19 protein-coding genes and 1 tRNA gene are annotated in these 21290 nt (G+C 71.0%); 13 read left to right on the top strand and 7 right to left on the bottom strand.

Features of this window, described 5'->3' with window-relative positions; translation table 11 throughout:
* Positions 1 to 6 precede the first annotated feature (6 nt).
* Both H6G99_RS08605 and H6G99_RS08600 read left to right on the top strand, forming a co-directional pair.
* Positions 7 to 663, top strand: a complete 657-nt coding sequence (locus tag H6G99_RS08605) for a winged helix-turn-helix transcriptional regulator (protein ID WP_353617206.1) — start codon at positions 7 to 9, stop codon at positions 661 to 663.
* Complete coding sequence (locus tag H6G99_RS08600) at positions 660 to 1169, top strand: DUF192 domain-containing protein (RefSeq protein ID WP_190611047.1); 510 nt, start codon at positions 660 to 662, stop codon at positions 1167 to 1169. Before H6G99_RS08605 ends, H6G99_RS08600 begins: the two co-directional genes overlap by 4 nt.
* Here H6G99_RS08600 and cbiE read toward each other — a convergent pair.
* On the bottom strand, positions 1123 to 2418 hold the full coding sequence (gene cbiE / locus H6G99_RS08595) for a precorrin-6y C5,15-methyltransferase (decarboxylating) subunit CbiE (protein ID WP_190611045.1): 1296 nt from the start codon (positions 2416 to 2418) through the stop codon (positions 1123 to 1125). The two genes, H6G99_RS08600 and cbiE, sit on opposite strands and share 47 nt — an antisense overlap.
* Positions 2419 to 2453: 35 nt before the next feature.
* Here cbiE and H6G99_RS08590 point away from each other — a divergent pair, with 35 nt between their 5' ends.
* Positions 2454 to 2732: a DUF8678 family protein gene (locus tag H6G99_RS08590; RefSeq protein WP_094585448.1), complete on the top strand. Its 279-nt coding sequence runs from the start codon at positions 2454 to 2456 to the stop codon at positions 2730 to 2732.
* Here H6G99_RS08590 and H6G99_RS08585 read toward each other — a convergent pair.
* Positions 2702 to 4816, bottom strand: a complete 2115-nt coding sequence (locus H6G99_RS08585) for an acyltransferase family protein (RefSeq protein ID WP_190611044.1) — start codon at positions 4814 to 4816, stop codon at positions 2702 to 2704. The genes H6G99_RS08590 and H6G99_RS08585 overlap by 31 nt on opposite strands.
* Positions 4817 to 4911: 95 nt before the next feature.
* Here H6G99_RS08585 and H6G99_RS08580 point away from each other — a divergent pair, with 95 nt between their 5' ends.
* The 4 genes from H6G99_RS08580 to H6G99_RS08565 are packed head-to-tail and all read left to right on the top strand — an operon-like array spanning position 4912 to position 10157.
* Positions 4912 to 7419 (top strand): GH116 family glycosyl hydrolase, encoded by a 2508-nt coding sequence (locus H6G99_RS08580; RefSeq protein ID WP_190611042.1) that lies wholly within the window; start codon positions 4912 to 4914, stop codon positions 7417 to 7419.
* Positions 7416 to 7925 (top strand): DUF3122 domain-containing protein, encoded by a 510-nt coding sequence (locus tag H6G99_RS08575; protein WP_190611040.1) that lies wholly within the window; start codon positions 7416 to 7418, stop codon positions 7923 to 7925. Before H6G99_RS08580 ends, H6G99_RS08575 begins: the two co-directional genes overlap by 4 nt.
* Complete coding sequence (gene ribD / locus H6G99_RS08570) at positions 7922 to 9046, top strand: bifunctional diaminohydroxyphosphoribosylaminopyrimidine deaminase/5-amino-6-(5-phosphoribosylamino)uracil reductase RibD (protein WP_286191070.1); 1125 nt, start codon at positions 7922 to 7924, stop codon at positions 9044 to 9046. Before H6G99_RS08575 ends, ribD begins: the two co-directional genes overlap by 4 nt.
* 25 nt (positions 9047 to 9071) lie before the next feature.
* Entirely contained in the window at positions 9072 to 10157 is a 1086-nt protein-coding gene (locus H6G99_RS08565; protein ID WP_190611038.1) for a hypothetical protein, read from the top strand.
* On the opposite strand, the gene H6G99_RS08560 is transcribed toward H6G99_RS08565, so the two are convergent.
* Genes H6G99_RS08560 through H6G99_RS08550 form a run of 3 tightly spaced genes read right to left on the bottom strand, consistent with a single transcriptional unit; the run spans position 10123 to position 11599 of the window.
* Positions 10123 to 10605: a DUF427 domain-containing protein gene (locus H6G99_RS08560; RefSeq protein ID WP_190611037.1), complete on the bottom strand. Its 483-nt coding sequence runs from the start codon at positions 10603 to 10605 to the stop codon at positions 10123 to 10125. The two genes, H6G99_RS08565 and H6G99_RS08560, sit on opposite strands and share 35 nt — an antisense overlap.
* 5 nt (positions 10606 to 10610) lie before the next feature.
* Positions 10611 to 10865: a Nif11-like leader peptide family RiPP precursor gene (locus tag H6G99_RS08555; protein ID WP_190611036.1), complete on the bottom strand. Its 255-nt coding sequence runs from the start codon at positions 10863 to 10865 to the stop codon at positions 10611 to 10613.
* Between the two features lie 26 nt (positions 10866 to 10891).
* Positions 10892 to 11599: an SOS response-associated peptidase gene (locus H6G99_RS08550; RefSeq protein ID WP_190611034.1), complete on the bottom strand. Its 708-nt coding sequence runs from the start codon at positions 11597 to 11599 to the stop codon at positions 10892 to 10894.
* Between the two features lie 105 nt (positions 11600 to 11704).
* Between H6G99_RS08550 and ftsH the strand changes: the two genes are divergently transcribed.
* The 6 genes from ftsH (at position 11705) to H6G99_RS08520 (ending at position 17577) form a co-directional block, all read left to right on the top strand.
* Complete coding sequence (gene ftsH / locus H6G99_RS08545; RefSeq protein WP_190611033.1) at positions 11705 to 13600, top strand: ATP-dependent zinc metalloprotease FtsH; 1896 nt, start codon at positions 11705 to 11707, stop codon at positions 13598 to 13600.
* Positions 13601 to 13669: 69 nt separating this feature from the next.
* Positions 13670 to 15205 (top strand): glycosyltransferase family protein, encoded by a 1536-nt coding sequence (locus H6G99_RS08540; RefSeq protein ID WP_190611032.1) that lies wholly within the window; start codon positions 13670 to 13672, stop codon positions 15203 to 15205.
* Positions 15206 to 15251: 46 nt separating this feature from the next.
* Positions 15252 to 16214, top strand: coding sequence for an ornithine carbamoyltransferase (gene argF, locus H6G99_RS08535; RefSeq protein WP_190611031.1), 963 nt, complete (start codon positions 15252 to 15254; stop codon positions 16212 to 16214).
* Positions 16215 to 16311: 97 nt separating this feature from the next.
* The gene (lexA, locus tag H6G99_RS08530; protein WP_502690425.1) at positions 16312 to 16926 is read left to right on the top strand and encodes a transcriptional repressor LexA; all 615 of its coding nucleotides are present in this window, start codon (positions 16312 to 16314) and stop codon (positions 16924 to 16926) included.
* A gap of 63 nt (positions 16927 to 16989) precedes the next feature.
* Positions 16990 to 17062: transfer RNA gene (locus tag H6G99_RS08525), tRNA-Ala, on the top strand.
* Positions 17063 to 17202: 140 nt separating this feature from the next.
* Positions 17203 to 17577 carry a hypothetical protein gene (locus tag H6G99_RS08520; protein ID WP_190611030.1) on the top strand — a complete coding sequence of 125 codons (375 nt, stop codon included), beginning with the start codon at positions 17203 to 17205 and terminating at the stop codon, positions 17575 to 17577.
* A gap of 42 nt (positions 17578 to 17619) precedes the next feature.
* Here the strand turns inward: H6G99_RS08520 and H6G99_RS08515 are convergent, their stop codons facing one another.
* On the bottom strand, positions 17620 to 20184 hold the full coding sequence (locus H6G99_RS08515) for an arylsulfatase (protein WP_190611028.1): 2565 nt from the start codon (positions 20182 to 20184) through the stop codon (positions 17620 to 17622).
* On the bottom strand, positions 20177 to 21190 hold the full coding sequence (locus H6G99_RS08510; protein WP_502707677.1) for a formylglycine-generating enzyme family protein: 1014 nt from the start codon (positions 21188 to 21190) through the stop codon (positions 20177 to 20179). Before H6G99_RS08510 ends, H6G99_RS08515 begins: the two co-directional genes overlap by 8 nt.
* Positions 21191 to 21290: the final 100 nt, after the last annotated feature.

Here is a 21290-nt window from a genome sequence, read left to right as displayed (position 1 = left end):
CCGACCGTGGTGCTGCTGGTGGGCCCGGAGGCCGCCTCCCTCGCCCCGCGGCTGGAGGTCTCCGGTTACCGGCCGCAGCTGCAGGAGTCCGGGGAGGAGCTGCCGGCGGCGGTGGTCCTGTCGCCCGGCAGCGAAGCGCGGATCCCGGAGCTGCGCCGCCGGCTGGGGGCCCGCCCGCTGCTGCTCGGCATCACCAGCGACAGCGTCGAGAGCCGCAGCCATTGCCTGGAGTGGGGCGCCGATGATTTCTGGCTGCCCAGCCTGGGCACGAGCGACCTGCTCACCCGGCTGCGGCTGCACCTGGGCTTCGCCCGGCGCCAGGCCCCCATGCCGGTGTCCACGCTGCTGAAGGTGGCGGATCTGCGCATCGATCCGGTGGCCTGCCAGGGGTGGCGCGGTCAGCGCCAGCTCAGCCTGACGGCCCGGGAGTACCAGCTGCTGCTGCTGCTGCTGCGTCAGAAGGGAACGGTCGTGAGCCGGGAGCAGATCCTTGAGGAGATCTGGGCCGACCAGGGCGGAGGTGCCAGCAACGTGATCGAGGTCTACGTGCGCTATCTGCGCCAGAAACTGGAGCAGGACGGGGAACCACGGCTGATCCACACCGTGCGGGGGCGGGGCTACTGCCTCAGCGACGGGCGTCCCCCCGTGGGGCCCGTGCCATGAGCCGTTCCCTGCTCCGGAGCCTGACCATCGCAGGCGTCGTCGGGCTGCTCGGCTGCGGGCCGGGTCTGAGCCAGAGCCCGCCCCAGTTCCTGCCTATCACCGCCCAGTGGTGCCTGGAAGGGCCGCCGCCGGCGCGCTGCATCCAGCTGGAGGTGCCCCGGGGCGAGCGCCAGTACGCCATGGGGCTGCAGATGCGCCCGCCCCTGCCCCACCTGCGTGGCATGTGGTTCCCCTACGACCCTCCGGCGGTGACCCGGTTCTGGATGCACCGCACGCCCGAACCCCTGGACATGCTGTTCATCCGCGACGGTCGCGTGGCCGCGCTGGAGACGGACGTGCCCCCCTGCATGAACCTGCCCTGCCGCAGCTACGGCCCCGACACGCCGATGGACGGGGTGCTGGAACTGGCGGCGGGCCAGGCCGCCGTGCTCGGCATCAGCGTGGGCACCCCGGTGCGGATCACCCCGCTGCCGGGCGCGACCCCTTCAGCACCAGCACGGGATTGAGGGGCGCCAGGCGGGTGCCCTCCGCCAGGGGGGCGCCGCGCCAGGCCTGGATCTGGCTGACCGTCACCGCCAGGCCGGCCTGCTCCAGCTGGGGCCTGAGCTGGGCCAGGGCTTCGACCGTGGCCAGGGGCAGAACCACCACCCCGCCGGGCCGCAGCCGGCCCAGCACCGCCTCCAGCACCTCGCGCCGGTCCCGGCCGCCGCCGCCGATCAGCACCCGGTCGGGATCGGGCAGGGGGCCCAGGGCGGCCGGGGCCTCCCCCTCCAGCACCGCCGCGGGCCGCACCCCCAGCCGGTCCGCATTGGCGCCGATCAGGGCGGCGGCCCCGGGCCGGCGCTCCACGGCCCACAGCTCCAGGGCGGGGCGCAGGCGCAGCGCCTCCAGCCCCACCGACCCCACCCCGGCGCCGATGTCCCAGAGCACCCCGGTCTCGGGCAGCTCCAGATCGGCCAGCAGCTGGATACGCACCTCCCGTTTGGTCATCAGCCCCGGCTGATCGGGGTGCTGCAACCAGAGGCCATCGGCCAGGCCGAACAGCGGCAGGGCCTGAGGCGGAGGCACGGCGGGCTGGAGCGCGATCAGCAGCACCAGGTGCAGGGGATCGAGATCGGGCGGCAGGGGGTCGTCGGGCGCCAGCCGCTGCAGCCGCTCCGCCGGATGGCCCAGGCGCTCCCCCAGCCAGAGCTCATAGGCGGCCTCCAGCCCCGACGCCCGCAGGATCCGGCGCACGGCGTCGGCGCCGCCCCGGGCCGGATCGGTCAGCACCGCCAGGGCGGCGGGCCGCTGCTGCAAACGGGCCGCCAGCGGCTCGGGGTCACGGCCATGGAGGCTGATCCAGGAGGCGTCCTGCCAGGGCCGCCCCAGACGGGCGAAGGCGAGCTGCAGGGAGGTGGGGGCCGGATGGAAGCGGAGGCGTTCGGCCGGAAGGTGCTGCAGCAGCAGACGGCCGATGCCGAACCAGAGGGGGTCGCCGCTGGCGAGCAGAACCACCCGCTGGCCGGTGGAAAGGGCCCGCTCCAGCCGCGGCAGCAGGTCGGCGGGCCGGTCGCTGGCCAGCAGCTCCGGCGTGGGGGCCTCACCCCGCCAGGCCCCGAGGTCCGCCAGGAGACGCCGGGGGGCCGCCACCAGATCGGCCTGCCGGATCCGGTCCTGCCAGTGGCGGGAGAGACCCGCCAGGCCGGCGGCATCGGTGCCCAGCACCTCCAGCAGCGAACCCTCCAGCCGTGCCCCTGTGCCACTTCTGGCCATGATGCTCCCGGACGTGCCGGCCCCACCCCCTGCCCATGAGCGATCGACGCCAGCGGATCCACAGCCTGGTGGTCGCCCTGCTGGCCCACCAGAGTGATCTCGAGCTGCTGGATGACGACCGCTCAGGCCCGGGCGGCCACCCACTCGGGGGCGGTGGGGACGCCGGCAGCTGGCTGGAGCGCAACCGGCGGGTGGTGCAGCGCTACCAGTCTCTGGTGCGCAGCGCCGTGACCCTCGATGCCCTGATCGAGCAGGAGCTGGGCAGCGATCAGCTGGGGAGCGATCAGCTGGGTGGCGGCGCCCCGTCCGCCTGACGCTCGAGGAAGGCCATCAGGCGGGGATAGAGCAGCAGGGCACCCGCGTTGGTGAGGTGGGTCTCGTCGCTGTAGAGGGGCGTCCCGGCCCGGACGCTGGAGCAGACGGCCTGGGTCGGCGGGCAGATGCTGTCGAAGGGGGTGAACAGGCGCGTGCCGGCCAGGTCGCGGATGGTGCGCTCCTGCAGGCGCTGGGCCGGAGCGATCGCGGCCAGCTCCTGCCGGCGCGGCCGCAGCACCGGCTGGCACTGGGAACCGAGGGACCAGGCGGGACGGAACCACTCCGTCTGGCAGAGGGTGAGCGGACCGCCGATCTTCAGCTGGGGGAAGGTGGGCAGGGGGCCGAACACCACCACGTCCGCCCCACGGCGACGCACCTCGGCATCGAATCGCCGCAGCGCGGCGGCATAGGAGGCCTCGGCGTTCAAGCGGGTCTCCCCCTGGATTCCCTTCAGGTGGCCGGCCAGATTCGACACCAGCACGACCCGGTCTCCAGGCCGCAGGCGGGCCAGCACCCGGCGCTCCTCGTTGTCGGCGTAGGGGCGGCAGCGGCGGTAGCGGGTCTGCTCCGGGGCGCCCTCCGCCCAGCGGGGGAAGAAGGGCACCGGGCAGCCGCCCCGGGCCATGAAGGACACGTTGAAGCGGCCGCTGGCCAGCAGCTTCTCCCCGAGGGGAATCAGCACGTGGGTGTGGCTGTCCCCCAGGAAGAAGAGGGTGGGGAGGTCCTTCCCCTTCGGCCCCAGGGCCAGGCAGGGGTCGGGCCCATCGCCCCTGGCCACCGGATCGGTGGGCTCCTGGAAGCAGTGGACCGTGTCGACGGTCGTGCCGCCGATGCGCTTCATGTTGGCCGTGGTGCCGATGGCGTGGCGGCGCTCACCGACGAAGATCCGGCCCAGCAGCGGCCCCTGCAGACCGGCGCTGAAGGCGGCGACCACAACGGTCATGGCCGGATAGAGAAGGCCGGGGATGGCGGGGTGGCCGTAGCGGAACAGGCACTCCAGCCGGTAGGAGAGGGCCGTGCACAGGGTGATCAGCACCAGCACCGGCAGCAGGGTGACGGCGTTGAAGCCCACCGTCCAGCGGGCCAGCACGATCACCGGCCAGTGCCAGAGATAGAGCGAGTAGGAGACCATGCCGATGGCCAGGCAGGCGGGATGGCACAGCCAGCGGCCGATGCCCCCGGCGGGCTGGAGCAGCAGCAGCAGCAGCGCCGTCAGCGCCGTGATCCCAACGGTGGTGCCCAGGCTCCAGGCCTCCGGCAGCAGCAGCAGGGCCAGCGACGCCACCAGGGCCAGCAGGGCCAGGGGCTGGCGCCAGCGGGGCAGGGCCAGCTTCTGGCCCAGGTCGCGGGCGCTGCCGCTGCCGCGATGCAGCAGGTAGGCCACGCAACCCGCCGTCAGTTCCCAGAACCGGGCGGTGGTGAGGAAGAAGGCCCTTTCGGCGTTGCCGCCCAGGCTCAGGCCAACATAGAGGGCCAGGGACAGGGCCAGCAGCAGCAGGCTGGCCAGCTTGAGCCGCCGCAGGGCGCCGCTGCCGGCCCCGGCCACCCCCAGACCGCAGAGCAGCAGAACCGCCGGCCAGACCAGATAGAACTGCTCCTCCACCCCCAGCGACCAGGTGTGCATGAAGGCGTTGAAGTGGTTGTCGGTGGCGAAGTAGTTCGAGCCCTGACGGAGCAGGTAGAGATTGGAGACCCCGAACAGGGCGGCGGTGCCGGTCCGCATCACCGGCGCGAAGAAATCATCGAGCGGCGAGACCAGCATCGAGAACAGGGCCGAGACGACGGCGATGTTCACCACCAGCGCCGGCATCAGGCGTCGGATCCGGCGGCCGTAGAAGCGGCGCAGGAACTGCCAGCGGCTGCCATCCCGCCGCGCCAGCAGCGACGAGGTGACCACATAGCCCGAGATCACGAAGAAGATGTCGACGCCGAGGAAGCCACCCGGCAACCAGCGGGGATCGAGGTGGTTGATCAGCACCGCAATGACGGCCACGGCCCGCAGGCCGTCGATCTCGGGCCGATAGGCCCTGGAGCGCTGCGGCGGCAGGATGCCCGTGCCGAAAAGCCGCACCAGAGAATTCACGCCGCCCCGACGATTGCAGGCAGGGTAATGGCGATCTGGACGGGCACTCGCTGAGGGGCCAGCTCTGACAAGCTGGGCCCACCTCGTCTGGCCCCATGGCGCCCTTCGGCCTCTCCGCTCTCCACAACCTGCGGCGCGGCAGGAGTCCCTGGCAGCCCCCCGAGGCCAGCTGGTCGCGACCCTTCGGCCAGGGCTGGAGCCAGCCCTACACGGTGCGTTACGCCAGCAACCTCGACGACGGCCCCAACCACGGCATGCCCCTGGGGGGCTTCGGCGCCGGCTGCCTGGGCCGGGGCATCGACGGCGCCTTCAACCTCTGGCACCTCGACGGAGGCGAGCACTGGTTCGGCGTGCTGCCCGACTGCCAGTTCGCCCTCTTCGAGCAGGACGGCGAGGGGCGGCGGGCCCATGCCCTGGCCACCACCCCCGCCTCTGACGCTTCCCGCCTCGACGCCGGCCCGCCGCTGGCCGCCTGGAGCTGGTACCCCGCCGCCACCCCGGAGCAGCCGAGCGGCACCGTGGCGGTGCGCTACCCGATCAGCTCCCACCACTACGCCGCGGTGTTCAGCGCCGACGTGCGTTGCGAGGCCTTCAGCCCGATTCTTCCCGGCGACTATCAGCGCACCAGCTACCCCGTCGCCGTCTTCGCCTGGACGTTCAGCAACCCAACGAATCAGCCGCTGGATCTGTCCCTGCTGCTGAGCTGGCGCAACACCGTCGGCTGGTTCACCAACACCGACCCGGCGGCGGAGGTCCACTTCCGGGATGACGGCAGCCCGGAGCACAACTACATGCCGGCGATCGGCCGCGGCAAGGGGCAGCGCAACCGCTGGGTCGATGCCCCCGGCCTCAAGGGCCTGCTGCTGGAGGGGGAACGCTCCCAGCCCCTGGCCGAAGGGGACGGGCAATGGTGTCTGGCGGTGCCCGACGAGGCGGCGCTGAACCACCCGGGGCTGGAGGTGTTCCGCTGCAGCCGCTGGGATCCCAGCGGCGACGGGGCGGAACTCTGGGAACCCTTCAGCCGTGACGGCTCGATCCCCGACAGCGACAACGACCGCCGCAGCACCGGCGACGATCCCCTCAGCGCCGCCCTGGCGGTGCGCTTCCGGCTGGAGCCGGGCGCCTCGCTCGAGATCCCGGTGGTGATCAGCTGGGACCTGCCGGTGACGGCCTTCGCCACCGGCACCCGCGCCCTGCGGCGCTACACCGACTTCTTCTCCGCCGAAGGCGACAACGCCGCCGCCATCGCCGGTGAAGCCCTGGCCGAATGGCGCGATTGGCAGGCCGCGATCGAGGCCTGGCAGGCGCCGGTGGTGCAACGCCACGACCTGGCGGAGCCCCTGCGCATGGCCCTGCTCAACGAGCTCTACGACCTGGCCAGCGGCGGCAGCCTCTGGACGGCCGCCAGCCCAGGCGATCCGGTGGGTCGCTTCGGGGTGCTCGAGTGCCTCGACTACGCCTGGTACGAAAGCCTCGACGTGCGGCTGTACGGCTCCTTCGCCCTGCTGCAGCTCTGGCCCGAACTCGACAAGGCCGTGCTGCGCAGCTTCGCCCGCGCCATCCCCGCCGCCGATCCCACGCCGCGGCCGATCGGCTGGTACTTCACCCAGGGGCGGGGCCGGGTGGAGGCGGCCCGCAAGGTGGCCGGCGCCACCCCCCACGACCTCGGGGCCCCGAACGAGCGCCCCTTCGACGCCACCAACTACACCGCCTACCAGGACTGCAACCTCTGGAAGGACCTGGCCAGCGACTTCGTGCTGCAGGTCTGGCGCACCTACCGCCTGGCCCCCAGCGGCCCGGACATCGCCTTCCTGGCGGACTGCTGGCCGGCGGCGGTGACCGCCCTCGACTACCTCAAGCAGTTCGACGTCAACGACGACGGGCTGCCCGACAACGGTGGTGCCCCGGACCAGACCTTCGACGACTGGCCCCTGCAGGGGGTGAGCGCCTACTGCGGTGCCCTCTGGATCGCCGCCCTGGAGGCGGCCCTGGCCATCGGCCAGCAACTGCAGCTGGAGCTGGGGCTCGACACCGCCGAGGAGCAGCGGCGCTTCGGCGGCTGGCTGGAGCAGTCCCGAAGCCATTTCGATGCCCTGCTCTGGAACGGCGAGTACTACAAAATCGATGCCGGCAGCGGCACCCCGGTGGTGATGGCCGACCAGCTCTGCGGCGACTTCTACGCCCGCCTGCTGGGGCTGCCGCCGGTGGTGGCCGACGAGCGGGCCCGCTCGGCCCTGAACGCGATCCGCGAGGCGTGCTTCGAGGGGTTCGAGGGGGGCCGCCTCGGGGTGGCCAACGGCCTGCGCCGCGACGGCACCCCCCTTGATCCGAAGGGCACCCATCCACTGGAGGTCTGGACCGGCATCAACTTCGGTCTGGCCGCCTACTACCGGCTGATGGACCAGAGCGGCACCGCCTTCGCCATCACCGGCGCCGTGGTGCGCCAGGTGTACGAGGGGGGCCTGCAGTTCCGCACCCCGGAGGCGATCACCGCCGCCGGCACCTTCCGGGCCTGCCACTACCTGCGGGCGATGGCGATCTGGGCCCTCTGGGCCACCCACACCGGCTGGCAGCCGATCCCCGGCGCCGAGCGCCAGCCATGAGCCAGCGGACGTTCGGGCGGATCGAGGTTCTGCTGCTGGCCCCCCTGCTGGCCCTGATCCTGGCCATCGCCCCGTCGGCGGCCCTGGCCCAGGTCCATGCCCACCCGGACGCCGAGGGCACGCCGGTGGTGCGCAGCCTGGAGAGCCTGCGCGACCTCGACGACCAGAGCTGGCAGGTGGTCGCCTACCGGGAAGGGCCGCCGGGTGGACCGCTGCGGCTGCGGATCGTGGGCTACCCCGGCAAGGTGCGCCTCGACCATCCCACCGCCCTGGAGGTGCGCAGCGGCCGGCTGCGCTGGGACCTGGAGGACGTCACCCTGGCCAGTGCCGCCCTGGCCCGGGACAACCGCGCCGCCGCGGCCGAGTTCGACCTGGCTCCGCTGCTGGCCGATCTGGAGCGCAACCGGCCCCTGCGGCTGCGGCTGCCGCGGGTGTTCAGTGAACTGGCGGTGCCCCCCTACGTGGTGGCCGAATGGCGCAGCCTGCCGGACGCCCCCGCCCCATGAGCCCCGGTTCCCCCTGGCATCGGTGGATGGCCCGGGCCCTGCAGCTGGCCGCCCTCGCCGAGGGCCGCACCAGCCCCAATCCCCTGGTGGGCGCCGTGGTGCTCGACCCAGGCGGGCAGCTGGTGGGGGAGGGATTCCATGCGCGCGCTGGTGAGGCCCATGCGGAGGTGGGGGCCCTGGCCCAGGCGGGGGAGCGGGCCCGGGGCGGCACCCTGGTCGTGACCCTGGAACCCTGCTGCCACCACGGCCGCACCCCCCCCTGCAGCGAGGCGGTGCTCGCCGCCGGCATCGGCCGGGTGGTGCTGGCCATGGCCGACCCCAACCCCCGGGTGGCCGGCGGCGGCATCGCCCGGCTGCGGGCGGCGGGCCTGGAGGTGATCGAAGGGGTGATGGAAGCCGAGGCGCGCCGGCTCAACCGGCCCTTTCTGCACCGGATCGCCACCGGCCGGCCCCTGGGGATCCTCAAGTGGGCCATGAGCCTGGATGGCCGCACGGCGCTGCCCAACGGCGTCAGCCAGTGGATCAGCGGTCCGGGGGCCCGGGACTGGGTGCACCGCCTGCGGGCCCGCTGCGATGCGGTGATCGTGGGTGGCGGCACGGTGCGGGCCGACGACCCCCTGCTCACCAGCCGGGGGCGGCGCACGCCCGAACCGCTGCGGGTGGTGCTCAGCCGCGGCCTGGATCTGCCGGCGGCGGCTCAACTCTGGGATCCGGCCCCGGCGGCGACGCTGCTGGTCCACGGACCGGAGGCGCCCCAGGATCGCCGCGACCGGTTCGATCGGCTGGGGGTGGAACGCCTGGCCCTGGAGGCCTGCGAACCGGCGGCGCTGGCGATCGCCCTGGCCCGGCGGGGCTGCAACCGGGTGCTGTGGGAGTGCGGGCCCGCGCTGGCGGCGGCGGCCCTGCGCCAGGACTGCGTGCAGCAGCTGGCCGCGGTGATCGCACCGAAGCTGCTCGGCGGCCACGCCGCCCGCACCGCCCTCGGGGACCTGGGCCTGGAGAACCTGGAGGACGGCTGGTCCCTGGGGGACGCGGCCATCGGCTGGCTGGGCCGGGACCTTCTCTGGCAGGGTGCTGTGGTCGGGCCAACTGAGGGGCAAAGTCAGCGCCTCAGCTGCTGAGCCCCCACGAGACGCCGCCGACGCCATGCCCGCCATCCGCCCGCTGCGCTGGTCAGACCTGAAGCGTCGGGCGAAACGACATGTGGTGGGGTGGAGAGCGGCGCAGCAGACCTGGGGCCTGCTGCGCCGGCTTCGGCTGCAACGGAGGAAACTGCGCCTGAGCCTTCCCTCCGGAGCCGCGAGCTTCACGCTGGCCCAATGGTACGGAAGAACCGGGAACAACATCCAGCAGCTGATCGTGGTGATCGCCCATGCCGAAGCCTTCCGGGGATCGGTGCAGGTGGACGAGGACTTCATCCAGTCCGGCCCGCTGCGCAACATCGTGAAGGCGTTCAGCCTTGACTTTCGTAGCGACACCTCTGCGGTGGCCCGGACCCATCTGTCTGGCCTCTTCTTTCACTACATGGAGTACGGTTTCTCCCGCTCAGGCCATCAACGCATGGCCTTTGCGAAGGGCGATAAGCCACGTCGTGACTGCCTTCTCGGCCGTCAGTACATCCACCGGCAGGCGCACCGCATCGCCCGCACCCATCTGCTCCCGCACATCCGCAAACCTCCACCGGGAACGTTTTCAGGCGCCCAACTGGAGAGCACGCTGGTGATTCATCTGCGTGGTGGAGATGTGGCGAACCTGGAGAATCGGTACTACATCACCAACCCTCTCCACTTCTATCGAGAGCTCAGCGAACGGCACCGCAGGGCCATCATCGTCACGGAACCAGGCACCACCCACCCGCTGCTGGATGCCGTGCTCTCGTTGTTCCCCATCCATGACCTTGTCTGCGGATCCGTCGAAGACGATTTCCAGCTTCTGCGCCACGCCACCCATCTGGCCACCTCCGGAGTCGGCACCTTCGCCCTGGCCGCCGCCCTGCTCTCTGAGCGCATCCGCCAGTTCCACTGCACGGATGTCTTCCTGATCGAACATCTGAACCCAACCATGCTGGACTCCGACCGGGTGAACGTGGAGATGCTGCGGCTGCCTGGCTATGCCGATGCATGGCAGCGCTCCTCCAACCGCCTCGACCTGCTGCTCCACTGGCGACCCCCGACGGGGGCAGGGGCGAGGTCCGCACTCAGCGCAGCTCCGGATGCCGCGGATCCCCCTTGAACGGTCCCTCCACGGCGCTGGTGATCCAGCCGCCGTAGAAGCCGCCGGGCTGGGGGGCCACCCGCTCCCCATCCACCCAGCAGCCGTCCATCAGCGCCGGGTAGCAGGCCAGCCAGCCGGCCAGGGCCTCGAAGGCCGGGGTGGGTGAGGGGTAACTCCACAGCGCCCGCCGCAGGCGGCGCTCGCCGCCTGCGGCGTCCGGGGCCACCAGGTCGAAGTAGCGGGCCACGCCCTTCCATTCGCAGAAGCTGGAGCCGGCCGCGGACTCCAGCAGGGTCAGATCCACATCCTCCGTAGAGAGATAGAAGACGGGGGGATGGAAGGTTTCGAGCACCCGCAGGCTGCGATGGGTGTCGCACAGCACCCGCCCCAGGGCCTCCACCCGCACGTGCTGGCTGCAGGGCAGCAGTGCCGGGGGCCGGGGATAGCTGGCGACGGGCTCGGCCATGGGGATCAGCCGGGAATGAAGTGGCGCAGGCGCCGGGCCTCGGCCCCAGCCCGGGCCTGCAGCTCCTCGTCGCTGAGGCTGGCCTCGGCCCGTTGCTGGGCGGCGATCACATCGGCCTCATCGACGGCGAAACCGGCGCCGCGGGCCAGGGCCAGGAACGCCGCCAGATCGGGGGGGTCGGCCGGGTCGTGGAGGCGGCGATCGAGGGCGGCATCGGTCCTGGCGTGGGCCAGAAACGCATCCAGCTGGTCGAGGCTCATGGGACCGGCATCAGGGCCTTCCCTCTCTAGCGACCCGGCGGGTCGCCGGCGGCGGCGGAGGCCAGCAGATCGAGCTGAACGGTGGCCGGCTGCCCCATCTCCAGCTTCACCGCCTCCCACGGCGCCGGGTCCCAGGGGGCCATCAGGGGTTCCAGGGCCCGCAGGGCCGGGCCATCGACGGACTCCAGCCAGGCCTCCTCGAGCCCGTCGGGGATCACCACCGGCATGCGGTCGTGCACCCGGGCCAGCAGGTCGTTGGGGGCGGTGGTGAGCACGACGCAGGTCTCGAGCTCACCACCGTCCGCCCCCAGCCAGCGGTCCCAGAGCCCGCCGAGCCAGAAGGGGCGCCGATCCCGGCGACGGAACAACCAGGGCTGCTTGACGGCACGGCCGTCCACCGTCCTCGTCTGCCATTCGTAGAAGCCATCGGCGGGGATCAGGGCCCGGCGGTGGCGCCAGGCGCCGCGGAAGAAGGGTTTCTCCCCCACCGTCTCGCTGCGGGCGTTGATGGGTCGGCGGCGACCCGCCGGGTCAGGGCACCAGTCCGGCACCAGCCCCCACAGGGCCAGGGCCACCTCCAGGCGGCCGTGCTCCTGGCGCTGCAGCAGCACGGGCTCCCCCGGCCGCACCTGGGTCCGGGGGGCGTAATGGTCCTCCAGCCCTGGGGGCAGCGGGCCCTTCAGCCGGGGCAGCAGCTGGTCGAGGCGGGTGGCCAGGGAGTAGCGGCCGCACATGGGGAGTGGGAAGCCGAGGGCGGGGCGTTCGGTTCTCCCGACCGGGGGTGGGAACGGCGGGTGACGACCAGACCTAGCTTGGGCCCATTCGACGTTGCGCGCAGCATGGCCATCCGTCAGGACGACAATCGCCCCACCCGGCGTTTCGGCATCGTCAACCTGCTCCTGATCGGCTTCGGTGTGCTGCTGCTGTTCAGCAACTTCCTGCCCAACCCCGCCACCCAGGTGCCCCGGGTGCCCTACTCCCTGTTCATCGACCAGGTGAACGACGACAACGTCAAGCGGGCGTACATCACCCAGGACCAGATCCGCTACGAGCTCACCAAGCCCCCCGAGGAAGGCGCCCCCACGGTGCTCTCCACCACGCCGATCTTCGACATGGAGCTGCCCCAGCGACTGGAGCAGCACGGGGTCGAGTTCGCCGCGGCGCCGCCGAAGCGGCCCAGCTTCATCACCACGGCCCTGAGCTGGGTGGTGCCGCCGCTGATCTTCATCCTGGTGCTGCAGTTCTTCGCCCGCCGCAGTGGCATGGGTGGCGGTGGCGCCCAGGGGGCCCTGAGCTTCACCAAGTCGAAGGCCAAGGTCTACGTGCCCGATGAGGAGTCGCGCGTCACCTTCGCCGATGTGGCCGGCGTCGACGAAGCCAAGACCGAGCTCACCGAGATTGTCGACTTCCTCAAGACGCCCCAGCGCTACATGGACATCGGCGCCCGCATCCCCAAGGGCGTGCTGCTGGTCGGCCCCCCCGGCACCGGCAAGACCCTGCTCTCCAAGGCCGTGGCCGGTGAAGCCAGCGTGCCCTTCTTCATCATCTCCGGCTCCGAATTCGTGGAGCTGTTCGTGGGCGCCGGCGCCGCCCGCGTGCGCGACCTGTTCGAGGAAGCCAAGAAGAAAGCCCCCTGCATCATCTTCATCGACGAACTCGATGCCATCGGCAAAAGCCGCTCGGGCTCCATGGGCGTGGTGGGAGGCAACGACGAGCGGGAGCAGACCCTCAACCAGCTGCTCACCGAGATGGACGGCTTCACCGCCCAGGACAAGCCGGTGATCGTGCTGGCGGCCACCAACCAGCCGGAAACGCTGGATGCCGCCCTGCTGCGTCCCGGCCGCTTCGACCGCCAGGTGCTGGTAGACCGTCCCGACCTCTCCGGCCGCAAGATGATCCTCGACATCTACGGCAAGAAGGTGAAGCTGGCCGAAGGCGTCGACCTCGACAAGATCGCCCAGGCCACCAGCGGCTTTGCCGGCGCCGACCTGGCCAACCTGGTCAACGAGGCGGCCCTGCTGGCGGCCCGGGCCTACCGCACCACCGTGGAGCAGGCCGACCTCAACGAAGCCATCGAACGGGTGGTGGCGGGCCTCGAGAAGAAGAGCCGGGTGCTGCAACCCGACGAGAAGAAGGTGGTGGCGTATCACGAGGTGGGCCACGCAATCGTGGGCCACCTGATGCCCGGCGGCAGCAAGGTGGCGAAGATCTCGATCGTGCCCCGCGGCATGGCGGCCCTCGGCTACACCCTGCAGCTGCCCACCGAGGAGCGGTTCCTGAACTCCAAGGAGGATCTCGAAGGCCAGATCGCCACGCTGCTGGGCGGGCGGTCCGCCGAGGAGGTGGTCTTCGGTGAGGTCACCACCGGCGCCGCCAACGACCTGCAGCGGGCCACCGACATCGCCGAGCAGATGATCGGCACCTACGGCATGAGCGAAACCCTCGGCCCCCTCGCCTACGACAAACAGGGTGGCAGCCGCTTCCTGGGGGGTAACTCGAACCCCCGCCGGGCCGTGAGCGACGCCACCGCCCTGGAGATCGACAAGGAGGTGCGCGGTCTGGTGGATCGGGCCCATGACCGGGCCCTGGCGATCCTGCATCACAACCGCGAGCTGCTGGAGACCATCTCCCACAAGATCCTCGAAAAGGAGGTGATCGAGGGCGACGAACTCAAGCAGCTGCTGGCCTCCAGCCAGCTGCCCGATGCGGCGGTGCTGGAGGGGGCCGCCGCCTAAAGAGCAGACGACGGGACGGGCCTGGGAATCAGGCCTAATGTCCCGACACTGGTCTCGTGCAGCGGTGTGATGGTGGTCGGGACAGAGCCTCCGGGGCCCCCACCCGCCACCCGACCGCTCCAGCGCCCTCCCCGGCGACTTCTGACCGCCGTCCTGATCCTGGGTTGCCTCTGGGCAGCCGGACAGGGGCTGACCACGGCCTATTCCTACTGGTCCGATGAGATCTGGTCGGTGGCCGCCAGCAGCGCCGACTGGGCTGTGCTGTTCCGGGACTGGCTGCTCCCCGATACCCATCCCCCCCTCTACCAGGTCCTGCTGAAGCTTTGGATCGGGGTCTTCGGCGGCGGGGAGAGCGCCACCCGCAGCCTCAGCTTTCTGATCGCAGCCCTCGGCCTGGTGACGGCGGCCCTGGGCAGTTCCGGGCGCGGCAGCGGTCGCCGTCTGGCCACGGTGGCTTTCCTGGGCACCAGCCCCTCCTTCCTCTTCTATGCCCAGGAGGCGCGCAGTTACGCCCTCTCACTGGCGCTGTCGACGCTGATGCTGGGCACGGCCCTGCTGCTGCGCCAGCGGCCGGGACGCCACGAGGCCGCCCTGCGCTGGGGCTTCGCTCTGGCCTGCGTGCTGCTGTCCCTGACGCACTACTTCTCGCTGCTGTTCGTGCTGGTGGTGCTGGCGGTGAGCGCCGCTGATGGACGGGTGCTGCGGCGACGGCGGGACGCGCTCGGCCTTGGGCTGCTGCTGCTGCTCCCGCCCCTCGGCCATGGGCTGACCAGTTCGATCAGCGTCAAGTTCGACCGGATCGACTGGATCGAGGTGACGCCGATCATCGGCACCCTGGAGCAGTTCAGCCGCGGCCTGCTTCCCGTGCTGGACCTGGACCAGAGAGACCTGGCCGTCCTGGGCCTGGTCGGCCTGGCCGTGGGGATCGGCTGCGCCTTCGGCTCCTGGCGGAACCTGCGCCGCTTCCTCGTGGGGCCGACCCACCAGCTGCCCCAGGCCCTGGGGGAGGCCCGCTACCTGCTGCTGGTGATCGGCCTGTTCCTGGCGCTGATGCTGGTGATCGATCCGATCAAGCCCATGAGCCAGGCCCGCTACACCATCGTGGTGCTGCCGGCCGTGGCCTACCTGGTGGGGACGGGCTGGGAGCTCAGTGCCGGTCTGGGCCGCTTCCGCCGCACCGCCCTGGCCGTTCTGCTGGCGACCGTGCTGCTGCTGCAGCTGCGGACCGGCCAGCGCTTGCTGACCGAGAAACAGAAACCACTGGAGAACTATCGGGCCATGGCGGCCTTCGTGAACAGCACCGGCCTCTGCGCCGGTGGTTGCTGGAGCACGGGCTGGCGCACCGATGCCCTGATGGGCACCTACTTCCGGCCCGGCCAGCTGCGGGATCTGACGGAACGGGACCCAGCGGACCCCGGGCCCCTGCGGCAGCCGCTGCTGGCGTTCCACGGCAGCCGGGAATGGATGGAGGAGCTGGGCGCCGCCAACCCGCAGCTGGCCTGCTGGGAAGCGCCGGGAGCCTGGCAGGCCACCTCGTTCATCCTGCTGCCCCGCACCAGCCCGGCGCAGCCCGCGCGCCACGGCCTGCGCCCCTGTCCCCCTTGACGTGGGGGGGGTCGATCTCGCATAAGGGTTCTTTGGGACGTGGGCCATGGTGTCCCCCTCAGCCCCGCTCGCCGCCCTCAAGGGCGGCGACCTGCTCTCCTCGGCCGACCTCGACGGTCCCCAGACCCTCGCCCTGCTGGAGCTGGCCCGCCAGCTGAAGGTGGGTGAGCGGCGTATCGACCTGGCCGGCCGGGTGCTGGGGCTGATCTTCTCCAAGGCCTCTACCCGCACGAGGGTGAGCTTCATCGTCGCCATGGCCCGGCTGGGCGGCCAGACGATCGACCTCAACCCGGCGGTCACCCAGGTGGGCCGGGGCGAGCCGATCGCCGACACGGCCCGGGTGCTGAGCCGCTACTGCGATGCCCTGGCGATCCGCACCTTCGCCCAGGAGGACCTGGTCGACTACGCCCACTGGGCCTCGATCCCGGTGATCAACGCCCTCACCGACCTGGAGCACCCCTGCCAGGCCCTGGCCGATGCCCTGACGATCCAGGAGAGCTTCGGCCACGGCCCCACCGACCTGCACGGCCTCACCCTGGCCTACGTGGGCGATGGCAACAACATGGCCCACTCGCTGATGCTCGTCGGGGCCCTGCTGGGGATGGACGTGCGCATCGGCAGCCCCGACGGTTTCGCCCCCAGCCCGGCGGTGGTGGAGCAGGCCCGGGCCCTCAGCGGCGGGCGGAGCTCGATCACGGTGCTGCAGGACCCCGTGGCGACGGCCCGGGGGGCCCATGTCCTCTACACCGATGTCTGGGCCTCCATGGGCCAGGAGGAGGAGCAGGCCCAGCGGGAGCAGGCCTTCAGCGGCTGGTGCCTCGACGAGGACCTGCTGGCCGAGGCCGATCCGCGGGCGATCGTGCTGCACTGTCTCCCCGCCCACCGGGGTGAGGAGATCAGCGCCGGTGTGATCGAGGGGGCCGCCAGCCGGGTGTTCGACCAGGCGGAGAACCGCCTGCACGTGCAGCAGGCCCTGCTCGCCACCCTGCTGGGGGGCGTCAGCGACTGAGGGCGCCACCGGCGGGCTCCGGAGGGCAGCGGCAGGCCCGGCCCTGGACAAACCGCGCGCGGGATGGCAGAAAGGGAGTGGTTCATCCGTACTGCCCGTGGTCGCCACCCACCAGGAGCTCACCGAGGCCCAGCGGCAGCTCTACGACTGGCTCGCCGACTACATCGGCAGCCACCGCCACAGCCCCTCGATCCGCCAGATGATGGAGGCCATGGGCCTGCGGTCGCCGGCGCCGATCCAGAGCCGCCTGCGCCACCTGCAGCAGAAGGGCTGGATCACCTGGCAGGAGGGCCAGGCCCGCACGCTCCAGCTCCTGGGCCACGCCCCCGCGGGCATCCCCGTGCTCGGGGCCGTGGCGGCCGGCGGCCTGGTGGAAACCTTCGACGACGTGCAGGAGCACCTCGATCTGGCCCCGGTGCTCGACACCCGCGGCCTGTTCGCCCTCACCGTCAACGGCGACTCGATGGTGGACGCCCACATCGCCGATGGCGACGTGGTGCTGATGGAGCCCGTCGCCGACCCCTCCCGGCTGCGGGAGGGCACGATCGTGAGCGCCCTGGTGCCCGGCAGCGGCACCACCCTCAAGCACTTCCACCGCCAGGGGGCCCAGGTGCGGCTGGAGGCCGCCAACCCCGCCTACGCACCGATCCTCCTGCCCGCCGACCAGGTGAGCGTGCAGGGCCGCCTGGTGGCGGTCTGGCGTCAGGTCTGAAGGGACCGGGCCCGCACCACCACGTTGTAAGCTCCTCAAGCACCGGGAAACCGGCGCACCAATGGGGCCATAGCTCAGCTGGTAGAGCACCTGCATGGCATGCAGGGGGTCAGCGGTTCGAGTCCGCTTGGCTCCATTTCTTTGATCCTGGGCTCCCCTGGGGGTTTTTTGATCGGGCCCCTGGGGGGCCTTGGTGCTGTGGGCAAGCTGGCTGAGCCGGAAATGGCCGGCGCCAGTGCAGCCGACAGGATGGCCGGATCCCCTGCCCGCTGCCCCTTGACCACCCGTTCCCCCCGGGCCCCATGGCGGCGACGTCAGGCCGCAGGCCTCGCGGCGGGACTGGCCCTGCTCGTCCCGTCCATCGGCCAAGCGCAGGGGATCGTGGAACCCAACAACAGCTCCCTGGCACCGATCGATCGGGAGGCCTTCCGCCAGCAGTACGGCCAGGAAGGCCTGTTCCGGCTGCGGCTGGGGGTGGATGCGGCCGAACAGCCGCCCAAGGCTGGAGCCGCTCCCCAGCCCTGCCCCGCCGCCACCTGGGCCGGCTCGCCGCAGAAGCAGCGCTACGACGCGGCGATGGGCCTGCGCAAGTACTTCGCCGCCGGAGAGGCCCTGGGGGAATGGCGGCGGCTCTGCCCCACCAGGCCCTGAGAAACCTCGGATTGAGGCACCACAGGAGCCTGGGCGTCTGGGTCACTCACTGGCCGCCTTCGTGCGCATCGCCGCCTCCAGGGCCTTGATCTCCTCCGGCGACAGCTTGGGCCGATCCAGCTTGAGGGTGAGCTTGTCGAGGGTGCCGGTGAAGCGGAACGGCGGCTGGTAGTCGGCGTCGTTGACGCCGGTGAGGGTGTCGGAGCCCACGTCGAAGCTTTCGTCCCACTGCAGGATCATCGGCAGGGTCTTGGCCATGGTTTTGGTGGCCACCGCCTTGCCGTCCACCTTGAGGGTGCCGGTGCCCGGGCGGCCGACGCCACTGAAGTCGTTGAAGGCCAGGGTGCCGGCCCCCTTGCCGTCATAGACGAAATCGAACTCCACCTTGTGCTTGCCGGGGGCAAGGGCCTCGGTGCCCTCCCACTTGAGGCGCTCCAGATCCACCATGTTCCAGACCCACACGGGCTTGCTGTTCTTCAGATAGAAGCCGTAGCCGCCGAAGCGGCCGCCGGAGGTGAGCAGCATGCCCTCGGCGCCGCCGGCCGGCACCTCGATGTCGGCGCTGACGGTGTAGGAGGTGTTGAGCAGGACGGGCGAAGCGCCCTGGGGCAGGCCCACCATCGGATGGGTGTAGACGAATTCGCTGCGGCCGGCAGTGATGTTGGGCCGGGGCGCCACAATCCGCGCCGCCACCGAGGCATCCAGGGGGAACACCTGGTACTTGTTCGCCTCGGCGATGAAGGCCGCCTTCATCTCCTTCAGCTTGCCGGGGTTCTGGGCCGCCAGGTCGGTGGTCTGGCTGAAATCAGTGTTGAGGTTGTAGAGCTCCAGCGTCTGGTTGTTGAGCGGATCGGGGTTGGCCGGGCCGAAGGCGTCCCAGGGGGCCCGGTTCACCTTGGTGCTCAGCAGCCAGCCCTTGTCGTAGAGGGCCCACTGGCCCATCATCTCGAAGTACTGGCGCTCGTGCCTGGAGGGCGCCTTGGCATTCTTGCCATCGAAGGTGTAAACGAAGCTCGTGCCCTCGATCGGCTTCTGGGGAATGCCATCCACCACCTCGGGTGCCCGTAAGCCCGCCGCCTCCAGGATCGTGGGCACCACGTCGATGACGTGCACGAACTGCTCACGCAGGCCGCCCCTGTCCTTGATGCGCGCCGGCCACGACACCACCATGTTCTGGTTGACGCCGCCCAGGCGGGAGGCGTTCTGCTTGAACCAGCTGAACGGGGTGTCGAAGGCCCAGCTCCAGCCCGCCGACATGTGGTTGTAGGTGAGATCGGTGCCCCATACGTCGTAGAACTTCATCTGCACCTCGACGGGCAGCTTGTTGAGGCCGTTGAAGAAGGCCACTTCGTTGGGGGTGCCCAGGGGACCGCCTTCGGCGCTGGTGCCGTTGTCGCCGTTGATGTAGATGATCAGCGTGTTGTCGAGCTTGCCGAGGTCATCGAACTGCTGGATCACCCGGCCGATTTCGTAGTCGCTGTAGGCGGCGTAGGCGGCGAACACCTCCACCTGGCGGATGAACAGTTTCTGGGCCTCCGGGCTCAATTTGTCCCAGGGCGTGATCACATCGGCGGGCCAGGGGTCGAGCTTGGCGTCTTTCGGGATCACGCCGAGTTTCTTCTGGTTGGCGAAGATGCGCTCCCTCAGTTTCTCGTAGCCGTCATCAAAGAGATGCATGGCGTGGATCCGGTCCACCCACTCCTTGGTGGGGTGGTGGGGGGCATGGGTGGCCCCGGGGGCGTACTTGATGAACAGCGGCTTGCTGGGGTTGATCTGATGCATCCGCGCCATGTAGTCGATGGCGTCATCGGCCATCTCCGTGACCAGGTTCCAGGTGCCGGGCTCCTTGCCCTCGAAGGGATAGATCTGGGTGGTGTTGCGGAACAGGTTGGGCTGCCACTGGTTGGCGTCCCCACCCACGAAGCCGTAGAAGTACTCGAAGCCCATGCCCGTGGGCCATTGATCAAACGGGCCGCTCTGGCTGGACTGGAAGGCGGGCACGTTGTGGTCCTTGCCGAACCAGGCGGTGGAATAGCCGTTGTCCTTGAGCAGGCGGCCGATCGTGGCCTTGTCGCGCTCGATGATGCTGTTGTAGCCGGGGAAGCCCGTCGACTGCTCCGAGATCACCCCGAAGCCGGCGGAGTGGTGGTTGCGGCCGGTGATCAGGGCGGCGCGGGTGGGGGAGCACAGCGCCGTGGAGAACATGCGGTTGTACCGGAGACCCGCCTTGGCAACGCGCTCCATCGCCGGGGTGGGGATCACGCCGCCGAAGGTGCTCGGCACGCCGAATCCGGCGTCGTCGGTGATGATCAGCAGCACGTTGGGCGCGCTCTGGGGCGGAGTGATCCGGGGCGCCCACCAGGGCTTCGACTGCAGCGCCCCATCCTTGATCACCCCGCCGAAGGGGGGCGCCGGGGCGGGCAGCTGGGTGCCGGAGATCGTGGTGGTGGCATTCGGGGCTCCGGGCGTGCCGGTGATCCGCTGGGCCAGGGCCGGCACGGCCCTGAACGACCAGCCCACCAGGGCCAGGGCCAGGCACGCCGGCACCAGGCGCCGCAGCAGGCGGCCGAGCGCGACGCTCAGGCGGGACAGGGGACGTTCAGCCATGGGTCGTCAGGGCGGGGGAAACGAGTCGGAAACCGATGTGGGAGGTGCCGGTGTCGGGGCTCTCGGCCTCCCGTGCCGCCGGCCGGTAGCGGCTGCAGTAGTTCGGGGCGCACAGGAAGGAGCCCCCCTTGATGACGTGCTTGGCCACCCCGGGCTCCCGCGGGTCGCTGCTGGCGGCCGGGTCGGCCAGCACCGGATCGTCCTGGCCGGCGAGGCGATCGTGGCCTGGCCGGTACCAGTCCGCCGTCCACTCCCAGACATTGCCGGTCATGTCGTGGAGCCCGTAGCCATTGGGGGGGAAGCTGCCCACCTGAGCGGTGCCGGTGAAGCCATCGTCGGCGGTGTTGCTGACGGGGAACTCCCCCTGCCAGGTGTTGGCCTGGCCTGGCCGCCAGGTGTTGCCCCAGCTGAAGGCCCGATCCCGCAGGCCGCCCCGGGCGGCGAATTCCCACTGGGCCTCGCTGGGGAGGGCGGCGCCGGCCCAGGCCGCGTAGGCCTCCGCATCCGCCAGCGACACCTGCACCACCGGATGGTCGAGACGGTCGTCGATGGAACTGCCGGGGCCCTCGGGGTGGCGCCAGTCGGCCCCCGGCACCCACTGCCACCAGCTGAGCTCCGCCAGGGGCTCGCCGCCGGAGGGTGGCCGGAACACCACCGAGCCGGGGCGGCGCTCGGCGGCGGACAGCTCCGGGAATTGCTCCTGGGGCAGGGGCTGCTCCGCCTGGGTGCGGTAGCCGGTGGCGGCCACGAAGACGGCGAACTCGCGGTTGGTCACCTCCGTGCGGGCGATGCAGAAGGGCTGCAGCCGCACCTGCGCCTCCGACGGCGCCTCCTCCGGCAGGCGGCCCGCCGCGCCGATGCGGTAGCGACCGCCGGGGATGGGAGCCATCGACGGCGGGCATGGGTCCGCCGCCGGGGCGGGAGCGGGCCACAGCAGCACCACCCCAAGAGCCAGGATCAGCAGGGCGGCCAGCACCGGAAAGCTCCAGGCCTCAGGACGATGCACGAGCAAGGATTCGAACAAGCACGGATTCGCTGGGCCCTGCGGATGGCTCACGGCCCGCATTTTGGAGGCGTCAATGAGCGATTCAGGGTCGCATCGATCA

Origin of the sequence: Synechococcus sp. FACHB-909 (assembly GCF_014698945.1) — a bacterium.
In the GTDB taxonomy this organism is placed as follows: domain Bacteria; phylum Cyanobacteriota; class Cyanobacteriia; order PCC-6307; family Cyanobiaceae; genus Cyanobium.
This window is presented reverse-complemented; position numbering and strand designations above follow the sequence as displayed.

Bases quoted from the DNA above. Each gene is read 5' to 3' on its own strand.
- H6G99_RS08600 (WP_190611047.1), top strand. From the start codon at position 660: ATGAGCCGTTCCCTGCTCCGGAGCCTGACCATCGCAGGCGTCGTCGGG.
- cbiE (WP_190611045.1), bottom strand. From the start codon at position 2,418: ATGGCCAGAAGTGGCACAGGGGCACGGCTGGAGGGTTCGCTGCTGGAG.
- H6G99_RS08590 (WP_094585448.1), top strand. From the start codon at position 2,454: ATGAGCGATCGACGCCAGCGGATCCACAGCCTGGTGGTCGCCCTGCTG.
- H6G99_RS08580 (WP_190611042.1), top strand. From the start codon at position 4,912: ATGGCGCCCTTCGGCCTCTCCGCTCTCCACAACCTGCGGCGCGGCAGG.
- H6G99_RS08575 (WP_190611040.1), top strand. From the start codon at position 7,416: ATGAGCCAGCGGACGTTCGGGCGGATCGAGGTTCTGCTGCTGGCCCCC.
- ribD (WP_286191070.1), top strand. From the start codon at position 7,922: ATGAGCCCCGGTTCCCCCTGGCATCGGTGGATGGCCCGGGCCCTGCAG.
- H6G99_RS08565 (WP_190611038.1), top strand. From the start codon at position 9,072: ATGCCCGCCATCCGCCCGCTGCGCTGGTCAGACCTGAAGCGTCGGGCG.
- H6G99_RS08560 (WP_190611037.1), bottom strand. From the start codon at position 10,605: ATGGCCGAGCCCGTCGCCAGCTATCCCCGGCCCCCGGCACTGCTGCCC.
- H6G99_RS08555 (WP_190611036.1), bottom strand. From the start codon at position 10,865: ATGAGCCTCGACCAGCTGGATGCGTTTCTGGCCCACGCCAGGACCGAT.
- H6G99_RS08550 (WP_190611034.1), bottom strand. From the start codon at position 11,599: ATGTGCGGCCGCTACTCCCTGGCCACCCGCCTCGACCAGCTGCTGCCC.
- ftsH (WP_190611033.1), top strand. From the start codon at position 11,705: ATGGCCATCCGTCAGGACGACAATCGCCCCACCCGGCGTTTCGGCATC.
- H6G99_RS08540 (WP_190611032.1), top strand. From the start codon at position 13,670: ATGGTGGTCGGGACAGAGCCTCCGGGGCCCCCACCCGCCACCCGACCG.
- argF (WP_190611031.1), top strand. From the start codon at position 15,252: ATGGTGTCCCCCTCAGCCCCGCTCGCCGCCCTCAAGGGCGGCGACCTG.
- H6G99_RS08515 (WP_190611028.1), bottom strand. From the start codon at position 20,184: ATGGCTGAACGTCCCCTGTCCCGCCTGAGCGTCGCGCTCGGCCGCCTG.